At 62.8% G+C, this 17,693-nt stretch carries 15 protein-coding genes; 9 read left to right on the top strand and 6 right to left on the bottom strand.

Annotation, left to right across the window (positions count from 1 at the left end):
• The first annotated feature begins 21 nt into the window (after positions 1-21).
• Entirely contained in the window at positions 22-1,938 is a 1,917-nt protein-coding gene (gene dxs, locus AC1DMK_RS15780; RefSeq protein ID WP_037059824.1) for a 1-deoxy-D-xylulose-5-phosphate synthase, read from the top strand.
• Positions 1,939-1,949: 11 nt separating this feature from the next.
• On the opposite strand, the gene AC1DMK_RS15775 is transcribed toward dxs, so the two are convergent.
• Entirely contained in the window at positions 1,950-2,198 is a 249-nt protein-coding gene (locus AC1DMK_RS15775; protein ID WP_037059823.1) for a glyoxalase/bleomycin resistance/dioxygenase family protein, read from the bottom strand.
• A gap of 133 nt (positions 2,199-2,331) precedes the next feature.
• Positions 2,332-4,269, bottom strand: coding sequence for a methyl-accepting chemotaxis protein (locus AC1DMK_RS15770; RefSeq protein WP_037059822.1), 1,938 nt, complete (start codon positions 4,267-4,269; stop codon positions 2,332-2,334).
• A gap of 338 nt (positions 4,270-4,607) precedes the next feature.
• Here AC1DMK_RS15770 and AC1DMK_RS15765 point away from each other — a divergent pair, with 338 nt between their 5' ends.
• The 3 genes from AC1DMK_RS15765 (at position 4,608) to AC1DMK_RS15755 (ending at position 7,048) form a co-directional block, all read left to right on the top strand.
• Positions 4,608-4,985, top strand: a complete 378-nt coding sequence (locus AC1DMK_RS15765) for a hypothetical protein (protein WP_477860224.1) — start codon at positions 4,608-4,610, stop codon at positions 4,983-4,985.
• Between the two features lie 69 nt (positions 4,986-5,054).
• Complete coding sequence (locus AC1DMK_RS15760; RefSeq protein ID WP_477860222.1) at positions 5,055-5,801, top strand: TlyA family RNA methyltransferase; 747 nt, start codon at positions 5,055-5,057, stop codon at positions 5,799-5,801.
• On the top strand, positions 5,798-7,048 hold the full coding sequence (locus tag AC1DMK_RS15755) for a class I SAM-dependent RNA methyltransferase (protein WP_477860220.1): 1,251 nt from the start codon (positions 5,798-5,800) through the stop codon (positions 7,046-7,048). Before AC1DMK_RS15760 ends, AC1DMK_RS15755 begins: the two co-directional genes overlap by 4 nt.
• A gap of 106 nt (positions 7,049-7,154) precedes the next feature.
• On the opposite strand, the gene AC1DMK_RS15750 is transcribed toward AC1DMK_RS15755, so the two are convergent.
• Entirely contained in the window at positions 7,155-7,907 is a 753-nt protein-coding gene (locus tag AC1DMK_RS15750) for a crotonase/enoyl-CoA hydratase family protein (RefSeq protein ID WP_477860218.1), read from the bottom strand.
• 9 nt (positions 7,908-7,916) lie between these two features.
• Complete coding sequence (locus AC1DMK_RS15745; protein ID WP_477860216.1) at positions 7,917-9,698, bottom strand: acyl-CoA dehydrogenase; 1,782 nt, start codon at positions 9,696-9,698, stop codon at positions 7,917-7,919.
• A gap of 305 nt (positions 9,699-10,003) precedes the next feature.
• Here AC1DMK_RS15745 and AC1DMK_RS15740 point away from each other — a divergent pair, with 305 nt between their 5' ends.
• Positions 10,004-10,996, top strand: coding sequence for a transporter (locus AC1DMK_RS15740; protein ID WP_477860214.1), 993 nt, complete (start codon positions 10,004-10,006; stop codon positions 10,994-10,996).
• 83 nt (positions 10,997-11,079) lie between these two features.
• Here AC1DMK_RS15740 and AC1DMK_RS15735 read toward each other — a convergent pair whose 3' ends face one another.
• Positions 11,080-11,595 carry a BA14K family protein gene (locus AC1DMK_RS15735; protein ID WP_037059812.1) on the bottom strand — a complete coding sequence of 172 codons (516 nt, stop codon included), beginning with the start codon at positions 11,593-11,595 and terminating at the stop codon, positions 11,080-11,082.
• 156 nt (positions 11,596-11,751) lie between these two features.
• Here AC1DMK_RS15735 and AC1DMK_RS15730 point away from each other — a divergent pair, with 156 nt between their 5' ends.
• Positions 11,752-12,759: a GH25 family lysozyme gene (locus tag AC1DMK_RS15730; RefSeq protein ID WP_051973911.1), complete on the top strand. Its 1,008-nt coding sequence runs from the start codon at positions 11,752-11,754 to the stop codon at positions 12,757-12,759.
• 68 nt (positions 12,760-12,827) lie between these two features.
• Here the strand turns inward: AC1DMK_RS15730 and AC1DMK_RS15725 are convergent, their stop codons facing one another.
• Positions 12,828-14,072, bottom strand: a complete 1,245-nt coding sequence (locus tag AC1DMK_RS15725; protein WP_037059810.1) for an aromatic ring-hydroxylating oxygenase subunit alpha — start codon at positions 14,070-14,072, stop codon at positions 12,828-12,830.
• A gap of 416 nt (positions 14,073-14,488) precedes the next feature.
• On the opposite strand from AC1DMK_RS15725, the gene AC1DMK_RS15720 reads away from it, so the two are divergent.
• From AC1DMK_RS15720 to AC1DMK_RS15710, 3 genes are all read left to right on the top strand, one after another.
• Positions 14,489-15,097, top strand: a complete 609-nt coding sequence (locus tag AC1DMK_RS15720) for a DUF6656 family protein (RefSeq protein WP_037059809.1) — start codon at positions 14,489-14,491, stop codon at positions 15,095-15,097.
• 102 nt (positions 15,098-15,199) lie between these two features.
• Positions 15,200-16,174: an L-threonylcarbamoyladenylate synthase gene (locus AC1DMK_RS15715; RefSeq protein ID WP_477860210.1), complete on the top strand. Its 975-nt coding sequence runs from the start codon at positions 15,200-15,202 to the stop codon at positions 16,172-16,174.
• A 20-nt stretch (positions 16,175-16,194) separates the two neighbouring features.
• The gene (locus tag AC1DMK_RS15710; RefSeq protein ID WP_477860208.1) at positions 16,195-17,622 is read left to right on the top strand and encodes an FAD-binding oxidoreductase; all 1,428 of its coding nucleotides are present in this window, start codon (positions 16,195-16,197) and stop codon (positions 17,620-17,622) included.
• The last annotated feature ends 71 nt before the right edge of the window (positions 17,623-17,693 follow it).

Raw genomic sequence — 17,693 nt, 5'->3', positions numbered from 1 at the left:
GACAAGAAAGAGTGCCCACCCGTGACACAACCGCCGAAGACGCCGCTGCTGGATAAGATTAGCTATCCAGCCGACCTCCGAAAGCTGGAGGATCGCGACCTGCCGCAGCTGGCGCGTGAGGTCCGGGACGAAATGATCGATGCCGTATCGCGCACCGGCGGACATCTCGGGGCGGGACTTGGCGTCGTCGAGCTGACGATCGCCATCCACAACGTCTTCGACACGCCGAACGACCGGCTGATCTTCGATGTCGGGCACCAGTGTTATCCGCATAAGATCCTGACCGGTCGCCGCGACCGCATTCGCACCCTCCGCCAGGAAGGCGGTCTTTCCGGCTTCACGCGCCGCGCCGAGAGCGAATACGACCCCTTCGGCGCCGCGCATTCCTCCACGTCCATTTCAGCCGGCCTCGGCATGGCTGTTGCCGCAGAACTCGACAAGACGGACCGCCGCGTGATCGCGGTGATCGGCGACGGTGCGCTGTCGGCGGGCATGGCCTACGAAGCACTGAACAACGCCGGCGCGCTGGATGCCCGGCTGATCGTCATCCTCAACGACAACGACATGTCGATCGCTCCGCCGACGGGCGCGATGAGCGCCTATCTGGCCCGTCTTGCCTCCGGCCGCACCTACATGGGCTTCCGGGACTTCGGCAAGAAGCTGACCGCCTATCTCGGCAAGAAGGTCGACCGCGCCATCACCCGCGCCGTCGAGCACGCCCGGGGTTACGTCACCGGTGGCACCATGTTCGAGGAGATGGGCTTCTATCATATCGGCCCGATCGACGGTCATTCCTTCGATCACCTGCTGCCTGTGCTGCGCAACGTCCGCGACAACGCCAATGGTCCAGTGCTGATCCATGTGGTCACGCAGAAGGGCAAGGGCTATGCGCCCGCCGAGGCGGCCGCCGACAAGTATCACGGCGTCAACAAATTCGACGTCATCACCGGCGCGCAGGCGAAGGTGAAGCCGAACGCACCGAGCTATACAAGCGTCTTTGCCGAAGCGCTGGTGCAGGAAGCCGAACTCGACGACAAGATCGTCGGCGTCACCGCGGCAATGCCGAACGGCACCGGCCTCGACAAGCTAGCCGGCGCGTTTCCGTCCCGCTGCTTCGATGTCGGCATTGCCGAGCAGCATGCCGTGACCTTCGCCGCCGGCCTTGCCGCCGAAGGATACAAGCCGTTCATCGCGCTCTATTCCACCTTCCTGCAGCGGGCCTACGATCAGGTCGTGCACGACGTGGCGATCCAGGGCCTGCCGGTGCGCTTCCCGATCGACCGTGCCGGCTTCGTGGGCGCGGACGGGCCGACGCATGCTGGCTCTTTCGATACCACCTTCCTTGCCGCCCTGCCTGGCTTCGTGGTGATGGCTGCGGCCGACGAGGCAGAACTTAAGCATATGGTGCGCACCGCAGCGGCCTATGATGCCGGTCCGATCTCCTTCCGCTATCCGCGCGGCGAGGGCATTGGCATCGACATGCCGGCGCGCGGCGAAATCCTGCAGATCGGCAAGGGCCGCATCGTCAAGGAAGGATCCAAGGTCGCCCTGCTTTCATTCGGCACCCGCCTGGCCGACTGTCTGCTCGCCGCCGAAGACCTCGACGCCGCCGGACTATCGACGACCGTCGCCGATGCGCGCTTCGCCAAGCCGCTGGATCACGACCTGATCCGCCAGCTTGCGCGCCACCACGAGATGCTGATTACCGTCGAAGAAGGTTCCGTCGGCGGCTTCGGCAGCCACGTGCTGCAGTTCCTCGCGACCGAAGGCCTGCTCGACAACGGCCTCAAGGTTCGCTCGCTCGTCATGCCTGACATCTGGGTGGAACAGGCCAAGCCCGAGGTGATGAATGCGCAAGCCGGGCTTGACCGGGCTGGCATCGTCGCCACGGTCTTCAAGGCACTCGGCCGTCCCGCCGTCGTCGGCGTCGCCGGATAGCTCACGGGCCCTCAGCCGGACCCCAAGTCGTCAACTGCCGTGACCGGATTTGGTGCCGGGTCTGTAAATAGGCGCATCCCCTGATCCGGGGAGCGAGCGGAGTTCGCATCGGCGGCAAGCGGGCCGCGGATGCCAATGCAGTTGCCCCAGGGATCGCGGACCTGGCACATCCAGAGATGCCCGTCGATCTCCATCAGCCCCCGATAGAGGACCGCCCCTACCGCCTGCAGGTGGGCAAGCGATCCTTTGAAATCGTCCAAGCGCCTCGCGGCGCAACCGTCAAGGATTTCGGACGATCGCGGCGTCGCGTGAATGCGGAGTATCCCGCAAGCAAAACAGGGCAGCCCTTCCGGACTGCCCTGCTTCTGAAGTCGCTGAACTTTCAGGGACGGCTCAGAATTCCGTCCAGTCTTCCTGAACGGCCGCCGCCGTCGCGGCCTTGCCACCGAAGGCCCTGGCAACCGTTCGCGTCAGAGCCCGTGCCGGGGACGCAACGGGACGCGAGGCGCTATGGGCGACACTTGTCTTCGGTGCTTCGGCGCGCTGCCGACCGAGGTTGAACTGGCGCAGCAGTTCGTCCAGCGCACCCGCTTCCTGGGCGAGAGAATGGCTGGCTGCGGTCTGTTCCTCGACCATGGCGGCGTTCTGCTGGGTGCCCTGGTCCATGTTATTGACAGCGGTGTTGATCTCCTGCAGGCCGATCGACTGTTCGCGCGTGGCGGTGACGATGGCGCTCACGTGCTTGTTGATCTCCTGCACGGCGCCGACGATCTCGGTCAGCGCCTTGCCGGTTTCGCCAACCAGCGAGACACCGGCATTGACCTGCGTCCCTGAGGTATTGATCAGCGCCTTGATCTCCTTGGCCGCGTTGGCCGAGCGTTGCGCCAGCTCGCGCACTTCCTGCGCGACGACGGCAAAGCCCTTGCCTGCATCGCCGGCGCGCGCCGCCTCGACGCCTGCGTTCAGCGCCAGCAGGTTGGTCTGGAAGGCGATGTCGTCGATCACGCCGATGATGTTGCTGATCTCGCCCGAGGATTTTTCGATCTCCTGCATTGCGGTAACGGCCTTGCGGACCACCTCGCCGGACTTTTCGGCGCCGAGGCGCGTGCGCTCGACCAGTTGGCCGACGTCTTCGGCGCGCTTGGCGGAATCGCGGACTGTCGTCGTGACCTGTTCGAGGGCTGCAGCGGTTTCCTCGACGGCTGCGGCCTGCTGTTCGGTACGGCGCGCGAGATCATCGGCAGCGGTGCGGATTTCACCGGCACCTGCATTGATCGCCGACGCGTTGTGGCCGACGGACTGCAGGGCAGCCTGCAACTTCTCGACGGCGTTGTTGAAGTCGTTGCGCAGGCGGTCGAACTGCGATGCGAAGGGCGTGGAGAGACGAATGGCGACGTTGCCGTCGGCGAGATCGGACAGACCGCCGGCAAGCGCGTCGATGGCAAAACGCAGTTCACCCTCCTCGCGAGCCTTCTGTTCGTCGCCTGCCTGACGCTGGCGTTCGGCGTCGGCCCGCATGCGGTCGGTTTCGCCGGAAAGACGCAGCTTCTCGATTGCGGCATCCTTGAAGACCAGGACCGATTGCGCCATGCGGCCGACTTCGTCGTGGCGGTCAAGCGCCGGAACGTCAATGTCGTTCTGGCCGCCGGCGAGCCGGCCCATCGCCGCGGTCATGCCGACGATCGGGCGGACGATGCTGCGCGAGAGCTGCCAGGCAAGGGCGATGGCGGCCAGGGCAGCGGCGATGCCTCCGACGAGAAGCGTCATGCGGAGATCGCCGCCGGCATCTGCCTGAACGGCGGCAAGCGCGTTCGATTCATCGCGCGCGGCTGCCTTGATCTTGGCGGACGCCTGACGGAAGCCGTCCAGCTGGCCCTTGGTCTCGTTCACGCCGATCTTGACGATCTGGTCGACCGGCATGTCGGTTTCCTTGCGCGCCTTCGACTGCGGCTCGGCCAGTTGATGGAAATAGAGGTCGGCCGCCTTTTGCATGCCGTCGATCTGCTGGATGAAATCGCTTTTGCCGGCTGCCGTTTCCCTGGCAGCCGCGATCGCCTTCAACATGCGCTCGCGGTTGGCGAAGATATCGCCATAGGTGCTGTCGCTACGGAAGAGCAGGAAGCCGCGCAGGTTCACGGCCTGCTCGAGCATGGCCTGCAGCGCATCGTCGATCTGGTTGACCAGGCGCTCCGATCTCTTCTGTTCTTGGGACGCAGCAGCGACTGCCCCAGCCTTCGAGTAAACAAAGGCGGAAACGGACAGAAAGATAAGGATCAGCGCGACGAAGGTCGCTGCGAGCTTGCCGTTCAAGGACATGTTTCTTGCAAACATCAGTCAGTCTCTCCTGAAGGCTCAGAGCCATGGGGCATCGGGCATGCAATGCATGCCACACGAAAATTCGTGGATAGGGAACATGATCGGCAGCTGGGGCATCGAGCCATCATGGCGGATGCGGTTTTCCACCAACCGCTGCAATCCGGCCGACTTTATTGGGGGAGACTTTAAAATTGCTTAAGTTTGTGCGTCGCAACAATCTGCGCCCGCAGGCGCTTGCGCCGTGCCCCATTCGTGCCCGGCCGCCTCAACTCTGTGATAGAGGATTCATCTTTTTCGTTTCCCGCGGGAGATATGTATTAGCATTACCTCACGCAGAAGGAGTAAACATGCGCATGGTCGTCGGCGTCATCGCTATTGCATTGCTCGCCTGGGGAACGGCCGCGGCAGCAGAGAAGAAGATGACCGGAAAGGACCTCACGGAACTGCTGGGTGAAGGCAAGGAGCTGATCCTGGGTGGTCCCGGGAAGGGATATGCCGGCAGCCTCATGCTCTCCGCCGATGGCACCGGCAAGGGCCAAATCAAGCTCGACAGTGGCGACGTGATCCCGATCGAAGGCGTTTGGTCCATCAGGAAAGACACGTTCTGCCGTACCTGGAAAGGCGGCCGGGATGCCGGCAAAGAAATCTGCGAGACGTGGGTCAAAAGCGGGCCGAAGTCGGTCGAGGCGATGGTTGGCAAAAGGGACCTTGGCACTAACTCGTGGAGGTAGGGCGGTACCAACGAGATGCCACCGAACAAAAGGCTTGCAACGGCGGGCTTTGCCCTGCATGGACAGGCCATGTCCGATCAGAACCCACAACGTCTCGACCAACTTCTCGTCAGCCTTGGCCTCTTCGCCAGCCGATCGCGCGCCCGCGACGCCGTGCAGCGCGGCACGGTCAAGGTCGGCGGCAAGGTGGTGACGAAGGCCGGCGCCCTCTTTGGCGAAGATGCCGTCATCGAAATCGATGATCCGGCGCAGGACTACGTTTCGCGCGCGGCCTTGAAGCTGACGGCTGCACTCGACCATTTCAAGCTCGATCCGGCCGGCCACCACTGTCTTGACGTCGGCGCTTCGACCGGCGGCTTCACCGAGGTATTGCTAGAGCGAAGAGCAGCGCATGTGACTGCCGTCGATGTCGGCCACGGCCAGATGCATCCGCGCCTCGCCGCCAATCCCGACGTGACCAACATCGAAGGGCTGAACGCTCGCAATCTGGTGGCCGAAGACATCGGCCACCCCCTTACGTTCATTGTCTCCGATGTCTCATTCATATCCCTTAGATTGGCGCTGGCGCCCGCGCTCGACATTGCCGAGGCCGGGGCTGCGGCAGTGTTGCTCGTGAAGCCGCAGTTCGAGGCCGGGCGGGATGCGATCGGCAAGGGCGGAATGCTCAAGGACCCCTCCTCCGCGGCTGCTGTGGCGGCCGAACTGGAGCGCTGGTTCGTCGAGGACATGGGCTGGCAGAGCCTCGGCCTCATCGCGTCGCCGATCGCCGGCGGCGACGGCAATCAGGAATTCCTACTCGCAGGGACAAAGCCGTGAGCACCGAGACAGTTACCATCCAGAAGCTGGGCGCGCAGGGCGACGGCATCGTCAACAGCGCCAACGGACCCGTCTACGTGCCTTTCGCGCTGCCGGGCGAAACCGTGGCGATTGCACGGATCAAGAGCCAAGGGACGGTGATGTCGATCACCACTCCCTCGCCGGACCGGCAGGAGCCGCCGTGCCGCCACTTCGGCCCGGACGGTGTCAACGGTACCTGTGGCGGCTGCACCTTGCAGCACCTGAGCGATGCGCCCTACCGCACCTTTAAGCGGCAGCTGGTCATCGACGCGCTGAGATCCAAGGGGTTGACGCCTGAGGTCGGCGAGACCATCGCGGCTCATCCCGGCGAACGTCGCCGCGTCGTCTTCGCCGCACGGAAGACAGAAAAGGACATGCTGATCGGCTTCAATCAGGCAGAGAGCCACCATATCGTCGCCATCGAGGAATGTCCCATCTCGTCGGCAGCCATCATCGCCAGGCTGCCGGCGATCACGGCCATCGGCGCGGCGCTTGCCAACAGCGCCGAGGCCTTCCGCATTTCCGTTCTCGAAACGCTTCCCGGCCTCGATATCGCCGTCGACGGCATCAAGAAACTCTCCGACCAGCAGCGCCGCAAGGCGATCGAGACCGTGCTGGCGCTTCGCGGCATCGCCCGCGTCGCGCTCAACGGGGAAATCCTCGTCGAGCCGTCGAAGCCGATCGTCGATTTCGGCGGCGTGAAGGTCTCTCCGCCGCCCGGCAGCTTCACGCAGGCGACGAAGCCAGCCGAGGAGGCGATGGCCGATCTGGTGCTTGCCCATGTCGGCAAATCCAAGCGTATCGCAGATCTCTTTGCCGGTGCCGGCACGTTCTCGCTGCGGCTTGCCCGCACCGGCCGCGTGCATGCCGTCGAGAGCGAAGAGAAGCCACTCGCGGCACTCGATCACGCCGCGCGCAACACGCAGGGGCTGAAGCCCGTCAGCGTCGAGAGGCGCGATCTCGCCCGCCGCCCGCTGATGACGGCCGAACTGAAGGTCTACGACGCTGTCGTCTTCGATCCGCCGCGTGCCGGCGCCGAGTTCCAATGCCAAGAACTCGCCCGCTCGGCCGTGAAGAAGATCGTCGCCGTCAGCTGCAACCCGCTGACGCTGGCACGCGATCTCGCCATTCTGGTCGATGGCGGCTACCGCATCACCAGCGTCACGCCGATCGACCAGTTCCTCTGGACTTCGCATGTCGAGGTGGTCGCCACCCTCGAAAGGTAGCGGCTCGCGGACAGGCCAGGACGGCCGATCCACGAATCAGAAAACGCCTGCAAGCTTGCCATCACGGCTGACAGGAACCGCAGCGCTGATGATGAGATCGCCGCTCTTAACGCCACATGAAGGCCTCGAAGGCTGCCCGCGCTTCGGCACTTTTTAGGCGTGCCGAGAAATGGCGGGCTTCTTCGCCGATGCGGGCGATGATCTCTCCGCGATCTCCTCGAACGAGGTCGCGAGAAATGCGCAAGGCCTCCGGTGGCTTGGCGGCGAGCTTTGCGGCAATTGCGAGCGTCGTGGCCTCCACCTCCTCGGGCGCACAGACCTTCCACACCAGGCCGGCGTCCCTGGCCTCGTCGCCAGAGAATGATTCCCCCGCGGCAAGCAGTGCGAAGGCACGCTGATGTCCCATGATCCGCGGCGCAACCAGGCTGGACGCGGCTTCAGGCACCAGCGCAAGGTCGACGAAGGGCGTGCGGAACTGGCTGCGCGCGGAGGCTATGGTCAAATCGCAATGGAGGTGCATCGTCGTGCCGATGCCGATCGCGAGCCCGTCGACACCTGACACGACAGGTTTGCCCGAATTCACCAGGGCATAGAGGAAGTCCAGGATCTCGCGCGGCATGCCGCCGCCCATGGCAACTGCCAGAAAGTCACCCAGGTCGTTTCCTGCGGAAAAGCAGCCTTCGGTCCCAAGGAAGGCCGTTGCCCGGATCGATCGATCGTCATCGGCTGCGGTGAGCGCTCCGGCCATCCTCGAATACATCGCCCGGGTAATCGCATTCTTCTTTTCCGGTCGATTAAAGCGGATGATCTGGACACCCGGATGGGCTGCAGACTGTTCGACGATGATGTGATCGGTCATTTGAACTCCTCAGGCGAGAACTGCTCTGGCGGCGGCCAGGCTTGCGGCGCCGTTGATGACAGTATCCTTCAGTGCCGCCGTTTCGGCGAGCAGGTTTTCCGCGGCAAAGCGGCAGAGCGCGATGCGGCTTGCGCGGTCGCCGTCGGAGGCATCGGCAAGGCCGCCCTTGGCGAGGTAGCAGCCGGTCAGTACCAGGCCGAACAGACGCTGATAGGGTGTGGCACCGGACAGCGCATCGGTGGTGGTCCGGCCTTCGGCCAGTTGCGCCAACAGCCAATCGGTCGCCTCGGCAAGATCGGCAATCGCCGCATCGAGCCGTTTCGCCGTCGTCCCGAAGCCATCCAGATTGGAGCGGCCGACTTCGTCGGCGATTGCCGTCAGCTCGCCTAAGAGCGCCCGAACCTGCGCCCCGCCGGCGAGCGGCAGCTTGCGGGAAACGAGATCGATCGCCTGGATCCCGTTCGTGCCTTCATAGATGGGGGCGATGCGTGCGTCGCGGAGATAGCGGGCGGCGCCCGTCTCCTCGATGAAGCCCATGCCGCCGTGGACCTGAATGCCGAGCGAGGCGACGTCGACGCCGATGTCAGTCGCGAAGGCCTTGGCGATCGGCGTGAGCAGTGCCGCGCGTTCCTGCCAGTGCTGCGATCGATCGGGGGCACCGTGGGCCATGTCTGTCGCGTGGGCGCAGGTATAGGCGATAGCGCGAGCGCCCTGCGTCAGCGCCTTCATCGTCAGCAGCATGCGGGCGACATCGGGATGTTCGATGATCGGGCTCATCCCGGTGCCGTTCCAGCCCGGCGCCCTGCCCTGCGTGCGTTCCCTGGCGTAGGCAATCGCCTTCTGCGTCGCGGCTTCGGCAATGGCGACGCCCTGCATGCCGACCGCGAGGCGGGCATTGTTCATCATCGTGAACATGCATGCGAGCCCCTTGTTCTCCTCCCCGACGAGCCAGCCGATTGCCCCCTTCTCGTCGCCGAATTTGCCGTCGCCGTAGATCATCGTGCAGGTCGGCGACCCATGAATGCCGAGCTTGTGCTCCAGCGAATGGGCAAACAGGTCGTTGCGGGCGCCGAGCGAACCGTCGGCATTGACGAGGAACTTCGGTACGAGAAACAGCGAGATCCCGCGCGTTCCGGCAGGCGCATCCGGCAGGCGGGCAAGTACAAGATGAATGATGTTTTCGGCCGCGTCGTGCTCGCCCCAGGTGATGAAGATCTTCTGGCCCGATATGCGGTAGGTGCCGCCGCCGCGGCGCTCGGCGCGGGCCTTGAGAACACCGAGGTCGGAACCGGCATGCGGCTCCGTCAGGTTCATCGTGCCGGTCCACTCGCCGGAGACGAGCTTGGGGAGATAAGTCTGCTTCAGTGCATCGCTGCCGTGCGCATGGACGGCTTCGATCGCCCCCATCGTCAGCGTCGGGCAGAGCGCAAAGGCCATCGAGCCGGAATTCCACATTTCCAGGGCTGCGACGTTCAGCATGTGCGGCAGCGCCTGGCCGCCAAATTCTTCCGCCGCCGTCAGGCCGTTCCAGCCGCCAGCGATCCAGTTCCGGTAGAGATCGCGCCAGCCATCCGGCGTCGTCACCTTGCCATCGGCAATACGCGCGCCCTGGCGATCACCGACCTCGGCAAGCGGAGCAATTTCGTCGGTGGCGAAACGCCCGGCTTCGGAAAGGATCGCATCGACCAGATCTTCGCCAAGGTCGCCAAGCAGGCCATCATCCATCGCCTGTCTCAGACCTGCGACGTGCTTCAGCGTGAATGCAATTTCCTCGACGGGCGCCTTGTACATGGTGTCTCCTCGCATCGCTGGCCGGATAGGTTCTGTCGATTCCCTTCCTGCCCCTCCGTCGGCAGAGCTAATTGATTTTTACGTAAGCGTCAATTTTAAACTTCAGCGGCCGGCCGCGAACAAGACACTCCGGCGAAGCATCAAACTGTCACGAAACTGCAAAGTAACTGTCATAGAGAAGCACTATGGCATGGTCCCCAACAGGGTCTCGCCGCTCGGCGCGACACCGTGCTCCATTCGTGGTCGGCGATGCCCGGGATCGTTCAGATCGGGCACACCCGCAGTCGCAAGAGGACCGGCGAACCATGGATACAATGCCAGTCAACATACCGGGCCTCGTCTGGGCGTACCGCTTTCCGCCGGAAGGTGGCAAGGCGATCCGGCTGCAAAACAGCGCCCTGCCCGCCGAACTGACCAGCGGCGGCTTTTATTGGCTGCATCTCAACCTTGCCGATGCGCGCGTTCCGGCGCTGCTGGATACCCTCGACGGGCTGACCGGCGACACCAAGTCGGCGCTAACGACACACGATACCCATTCGGCGATTACCGTCGACGAGCACATGCTCTATGGCACCCTTGTCGATTGCCAGCGCGAATTCGACCACGAGACCGCCGATCTGGGCTGGCTGCATTTCGCGATATCCGACCGCTTCATCATCACCACGCGGCTGCAGCCCTTGCGCAGCGTCGAGCGGGCGCGCGGTCTCCTCGAGAAGAACCCGGCAAAGTTCGCGCGACCCGTCGACCTGTTCGAGCTGCTGGTGATCGAGTTCCAGCGCACCCTGATTTCCATCGTCATGGAGATCACAGAGGAGCTGAACGTGATCGAGGACTACGTCTACGACAATGCGCCTCGCGACGAGCGGCGGCGGCTGGCGCCGGTCAGGCGTACCGTTGTCCGGATCCACCGGCATCTCAGGACCGTTCTGACCCTGATGCGCCGCGCGGCCGCATCAGATGACGACGAGATGCCGTTCGGCTTCGAGGATATCGCCGGGCGGCTGACGGGCCGGCTTGAATCCGTCGATCACGACATCTACGCCCTGCAGGACCGCGCCCGGCTCCTGCACGAGGAAATCGACTCCAAGCTTTCCTCGGAGACGAACCGCCACCTCTACCTCCTGTCGATCATGACGGCCTTMCTGCTGCCGCCGACACTGGTTACCGGATTCTTCGGCATGAACACGGCAAACCTGCCCTTCGCCCAGGGCACGAACGGCACCGAATATGCCGTCGGCCTGATCATCGCATCGATCGCGCTGGCATGGTGGCTGCTCAGGCGCGTGGATATTCTCTGAAGCGGATATTCTCTGAAAAAGCCCTGCCTGAAAAACAAAAACCCGGCATCGCTGCCGGGCCTGCCATCCAAATCGTCCGCGCCTCAGTATGGCGAAACGCACTGCCTGCGCGGGCCGTTGTTCGGCTGGAAAGTGTTGTCGTAGGCGCGATAGGAGCGGTAGCGCGATTCACACCAGGCCACGTGGGCCGAGCCGGCGGGCTCAACGTAGCGGGGCTGCGAGGCGATCGCACCGCCGATGACGGCTCCGGCGCCGAAGGCGGCCAGCGGATACCAGTAGCCGTTATACTGGCGATAGCCCGGACGATAGTAGCTGTAGCCCTGATATCCGCCGTACCAGCCCGGTCGATAAGCAGGGCGATAGGCAGGGGCCGGACGGTAACCGGGATAATAACCAGGCCGATAACCAGGGCGATAGCCGGGGTAGTACCCGGGCCCACCGCAGCGGCCATAGCGGCAATACTGCACGTCCTGCACGTCGCCGGATTTTTCCAGCGGAGGCCCGACAGGCCTCTGCATTGCCTGTGAAGGCACGAAGCCCGTCAGAAGCATCAGGGACGACACAATCGCCATGGCTGCCTTTTTAAATGATCTGACCATAGAAACTCCCAATTCGGATTGGAATAAACGTACCATGAAACGGATAATGCGCGAGAATGTTCCCGATTCGATTTTTTTCGCGCCCGTGGCTGACTTTCTATTTATAAGCAATGCCGGATTAACCGGACATTAACCAGTTTTCACCAGGCTCGTTTCATGAAGCGATACCGTGGAAATCTTATACTCCGCTTTCTGCTTCTGGCGCTCGCTGCCGGAGTGCCCCGGTACGCCGGGGCAAACGACACGCTCCCCTGGAACAATCCTGCAAATACGATCGTGGTCGACGCCTACGAATTGAACGAGATCGACTGGCTGTCGCTGGTATCGGACAAGCGGATCGGCGCCTTCATTTCGAAAGCCTCGGACGGGCTGCCGGAGAGCTTTGCCTGCACCGGCGATCATGCCGGCGACACAGTCGGGCACTGCAAGACCATGTGGCGCAAGTATGCCGTGAGCCGCGAGCTGTTCCAAACGCGGCGGCTCGTTGCGCGCGCAGGCGGTCTGCTGTGGGGAGCCTATCACTTGGCGCGGCCGGGCAATCCGATCGACCAGGCGAACCATTTTCTGGAATATGCCGATCCGAAACCGGATGAAATGATGATCCTCGACCTGGAGGGCATCGACCCCCAGAAGTTCATGTCGCTGGAAGATGCCCAGATCTTCGCCGGCCACATCAAGGCGCGCACTGGCCGCTACCCTGTGCTTTACACCAACCACGACACGGCCCGCTACATCGCCGCCTACCGCAAAGACTATCCGGTTCTGGCGCGCCTGCCGCTTTGGTATGCGCGCTACAAGCCGGATGTCAAAGGCGTCTTCCCGATGGGAAACTGGGACAGCTACCTGCTCTGGCAATTCTCCTCCGGGCTCAATTGCAGCAAGCGCCGTTGCGCCTACCGGGTTCCCGGCACCCTGCCCGATATCGACGTCAACGTCGCGCCGATGAGCAAGGCGGATCTGGCGAAGGTCTGGCCACAGGGCAATCTCCTGCCCGCCCGCGAACCGGATCCGCCGCTCATTCTCGCAAAGATCGAGATGACGCCGCAGGAAACGCCGCCGGCGGCGGTGGCGTCACTTTCTCCGCAGACCTCCATGCCCGATGCAATGGTCACCTCGTCCGTACCCCAACACGAAGTCAACGCCCTGAACTACCAGGATTTCTGAGGGAACGGCGCAAAAAAATTGGCTCCGCCTTCAGAGAAAGACGGAGCCTCTTTTCGCGTTAGAGGGCGTCAGGCGACGACAGAAAGCTTGGCCTGGTCGCCCTGCAAGCGGTTGACCATGAAATTCCCGTACCATTCGAGGAACTGCATGACGCCACCCTCGTGCAGCGCCGAATAGGGACCGGGCTCATAGGCGGGGGAATGAATGCCGAAGGCGTTTTCTTCCACGATCCGGCGGTCCTGATCGTTGGTCTCGGTCCAGACGTGGGTGAGTTCTTCGAGATTGTAGTCAACGCCTTCCACGGCATCCTTGTGGACGAGCCACTTCGTCGTCACCGCGGTCTCGTTGGCGCTGAGGGGCAGCACGCGGAAGGAGATTGCGTGATCGCCGAGGATGTGGTTCCACGTCGTCGGATAGTGAAACAGCAGCATGGCGCCGATCCGGTCGATCGTCACGTCGTCCGACAGCGGACGACCGACGGCGCGCTTRCCGGACATGGTGTAGCTCTCAGCGTCCTCGATCAGCGGCATGCGAGCGGTGCGGAACTGGCCGTCCGGAGAGATCTGGAACTTGCTCGGAAGGCCGGCGGCCTCGCAACGTGCCCAATGGCCGGCAATTTCAGGATCGTCGGCGCCGCCGTCGGTACCGGTGACGCTCGGCGCTTCCGGATAGGTGCGGCAGAGTTCCGGGTGGTTGGCGGCGCAGTGATAGCACTCGCGGTTGTTTTCCCAGACGAGCTTCCAGTTGCCCTTCTCGATGATCGTGCTCTGGAAGGCTACCTTCGCATCCTTCAGGTGATGCGGCATCATGTAGGGGGATACCAGGTCGCGAACCGGCTGGAAGTCGGGCGCGTTCTCGGCGAGGCAGATGAAGATGTAACCCGCGAAGCTCTCGCAATGGACGGGCTTCAGGCTATAGCCGCTCTTGTCGAAGTCGTCGCCCATATGGCGAGCAAATGCAAGCTTGCCGTCGAGATCGTAAGCCCACTGATGATAAGGACAGACGAGGCGGACCGAGGAACCGTGCTCCTTGGTGCAGACCCGCGAGCCGCGATGGCGACAGCTATTGTGGAAGGCGCGAATGACATTGTCGCGGCCGCGAACGATAACCACCGGATACTGGCCGATCTGTACCGTGAAATAGGCACCAGGCTTGGGGAGTTCGCAGTCATGGCCCATGAACAGCCAGTCGCGGTAGTAGATCATCTCCATATCGAGCTTGAAGTAATCCTCATCGATATAGAAGGGTTGCTCCAGGCTAAAACCTTCGCGGCGATTTTTGAGCTGCCGTAAAACGTTGCTACGAATATCCATCTGCACATCCTCGTCTATTCGGGCGGCCGCTTGCTGGAAGACGAAAGCCGCAGGAAGCGTATGCTCCCTCCCCGTCAGGAGACATTCTTCGTGATTTGCATTTAACCACCGCCCAGGCCGGGGCTTTGGTTTTAAAGCGACATCGGATTCGAAAATGACGACAGGCGGCCGAACGCTTCAAAAAGAAGGCACGACGCGCCCATTGCAGAACGGTAGGACGCAATGTCACCGATCGCGACACGGCGAAAACCCAATGCGGATCAACGTGCCGCGCTCGTTTCTCGGCGTCCACATCCCGTTTGCGACATGTCTCGCTACAAGTTTTCATTCCGGTGCAACCACACCCGGCGCTTAATCGGTCCTTAAGCATGACCGCCTATCCTTCGAGCACATCACTAGTGTGCGGAATGCGAGACATGGCGAAACTTCGTTACTTCGACGCGAGCAAGGGTACGGACGCGGCGAAAGCCGAACCGATCGCCGCGCATTCCGAATTCTTGCGGACGGGCAAGATCACGCGGCATCGGGCGCATTGGCTCGCGGCAGAGCGTCGCTATCTGACCCATGACGAGGTGGCCGATAAAACCGGCCGCAAGCTGCAGTCCGCAGGGGAAAAGACGCATCACAACATCAACAGCTTTCATCGCACGATCCAGTTTCCGAAAATGCTGTTTCATCGGACACTGAAGGACAGCCCGCATCTCGGCTACTGCCATGTCACGGCCGCGCGGACGAAGTTCGCGCAATACGAAGACGTCAGTTGGGCATTCTACATCGCCAATTTCTACGCTGACATCGGCGACAACGACAACTTCTTCGAGCGCATAGACGTGCAATATTCGCGCATGTATTTCGCCGTGGCCATCCGGCCGGGAGAGCACACCCCCGAGAAAATGACGATCGATCGGACGGTGCGCGGCAACGGATTGCTGTTTCGCACCCACGATCCCCAGGTCGCGATCAAGAACGTGCTGCTGCTTGGAGCACGCAACGAGCAGCTCCGCGAGATCATTCGCCAGCTCTGATCGGATGATGCGCGAGCTATGATCGAGTTCATCCGACAGCTCTGATATTGATCGGAGCGCGCGGAAGGCATAAGGACTGCCTGGTAGAAATCCGGGCGGGACATGGCTGATATCATCGACATCACGACGGACAAGCGGCGGGCGATCGAAGCCGGCTGCGCAGTGCTTGGCGAAGGCTTCCCCATCGCCATTCCGACGGAGACCGTCTACGGCCTTGCGGCCGACGCCACCAACCCGGGCGCCATCACGAGAATCTACGAGACCAAGGGCAGGCCGCGCTTCAACCCGCTGATCTGCCACATGGCCGATCTTGACATGGCAGAAGAGTATGCCGAGTTCGACCCGATTTCGCGCGCATTGGCAGAAGCCTTCTGGCCTGGTCCGCTGACAATCGTGTTGCCTTTGAGGCCGCACAGCGCGATCCACGGGCTTGCGACCGCCGGACTGGACTCCGTAGGCATCCGAGTGCCCAAGGGCTTTGCCGGCGACCTGATCCGCGCCTTCGGGCACCCGCTAGCCGCACCGAGCGCCAACACCTCGGGCAAGATCAGCGCCACCAGCGCTGCCCATGTCGCGGCCGATCTCGGCGGCAAGATCAGGCTGATCCTCGATGCCGGCGCGAGCGCAGTCGGCGTGGAATCGACCATCGTCAAGGTCGAAGGCGACCGGCTGAGGCTTCTGCGCCCGGGGGGGCTGGCAGCATCCGAGATCGAGCGGGTTGCCGGCCGCAGACTGCTGCGCTCCAAAAAGGCGTCTGCTGCGATCGAAGCGCCGGGGATGCTTGCATCTCACTACGCGCCCGGTGCAGCGGTTCGTCTCGATGCGACCCACATCGATGAAGGCGAGGCATTGGTTGCGTTCGGCGCGGCTCCCATTGCCGGGTCGGAACACGCCCGCATCGTCCTCAATCTCAGTCGAAACGGCAATCTTGCCGAAGCGGCCGCGAATCTTTTTGACTACATGAAAAAAGCCGACGCCAGCGGCGCGGCAACGATCGCGTTTTCCGCCGTTCCCGACGAGGGCCTTGGCGAAGCAATCAACGACCGGCTGCGGCGCGCCGCGGCACCACGAGAGTGATTTAAAAGGATCAAGGCTCTATGAGCAGCGTTTCACCCGAACTTCTCGACCGTTTCGCGGCCATTGTCGGCGACAAGCATGCCCTGCGTACCAAGGCCGACCTTGCGCCGCACCTGATCGAGAACCGCGGCCTCTACCATGGCAGCTCGCCGCTGCTGTTGAAGCCTGCGAACGTCGAGGAGGTGTCCGCCATCCTCAAGCTTGCCACCGAAACCGGTACCGCGGTCGTGCCGCAGACCGGCAATACCGGCCTTGTCGGCGGTCAGACGCCGCGCGAGGGAAAGTCCGACATCATCATTTCGCTTGAGCGCATGAACAAGATTCGCGATGTCGATCCCGTGGCGAACGTTCTTGTGGCGGATGGCGGAGCGATCCTTGCCGAGGTGCAGAAAGTTGCAGAAGCTCATGGCAGGCTCTTCCCGCTCTCGCTCGGCTCCGAAGGCTCGTGCCGGATCGGCGGGAACCTTTCGACCAATGCCGGTGGCACGGCCGTGCTGGCCTACGGCAACATGCGTCACCTCTGCCTCGGGCTCGAGGTAGTGCTCCCGACCGGCGAGATCTGGGATGGCCTGCGCCGGCTCAAGAAGGACAATACCGGCTACGACCTGCGCGATCTCTTCATCGGCGCGGAAGGGACGCTCGGCATCATCACCGGCGCCGTGCTGAAGCTCTTCCCGCAGCCGCTCGGCAAGCAGGTGGCCTTTGTCGGCCTCAACTCGGTCGAAGATGCGCTGGCGCTCTTCAACCTCGCCTCCAGTCTCTGCGGCACGTCGCTGACCGGCTTTGAACTGATGCCGCGCTTCGGCGTCGAGATCACTGCCCGCCACATCGACGGCGTACGCGACCCGCTGGAATCGGAGCACCCCTGGTACCTGCTGATCGACATTTCCACGTCCGATTCAGCCGAGACCGCCGAACGGATGATGACGGCACTGCTGGAGCAGGGTTTCGAAGCCGGCCTGGTGCAGGATGCCGTGATCGCATCCTCCGTCGCCCAGCAGAAGGCGCTGTGGCATATGCGCGAGAGCATGTCGGAAGCCCAGAAACCGGAAGGCGGGTCGATCAAGCACGATGTCTCCGTGCCGGTCTCGACGGTACCGCAGTTCATGCGGGAAGCCGGAGACGCCGTCATGGCAGCGATGCCCAGTGCCCGCATCTGCGCCTTCGGCCACATGGGAGACGGCAACATCCATTACAACATTTCCCAGCCCGTCGGCGCCGACAAGCAGGCTTTTCTCGACCGCTGGCACGAGATGAACACCATCGTTCACGGCCTGGTTCTGTCCCACGGCGGCTCGATCTCGGCCGAGCATGGTATCGGACAGCTGAAACGCGACGAACTAGCAGCCATCCGGCTGCCGATCGAAATGGATCTGATGCGAAGGATCAAGCGTGCATTCGATCCCGCCAACATCATGAACCCCGGCAAGGTCGTGAACGTCGAATAGCCGCGAGGCCTTTGTTCGATCGCTGTTAAAACAGCGCGCCGCGCCCAAGCGAGAGGCGCGCGCTTGCGGTT

Source organism: Rhizobium sp. 05L419, assembly GCF_056397845.1.
The sequence above is the reverse complement of the archived record's forward strand: the minus strand, read 5'-3'. Positions and strand labels throughout refer to the sequence as shown.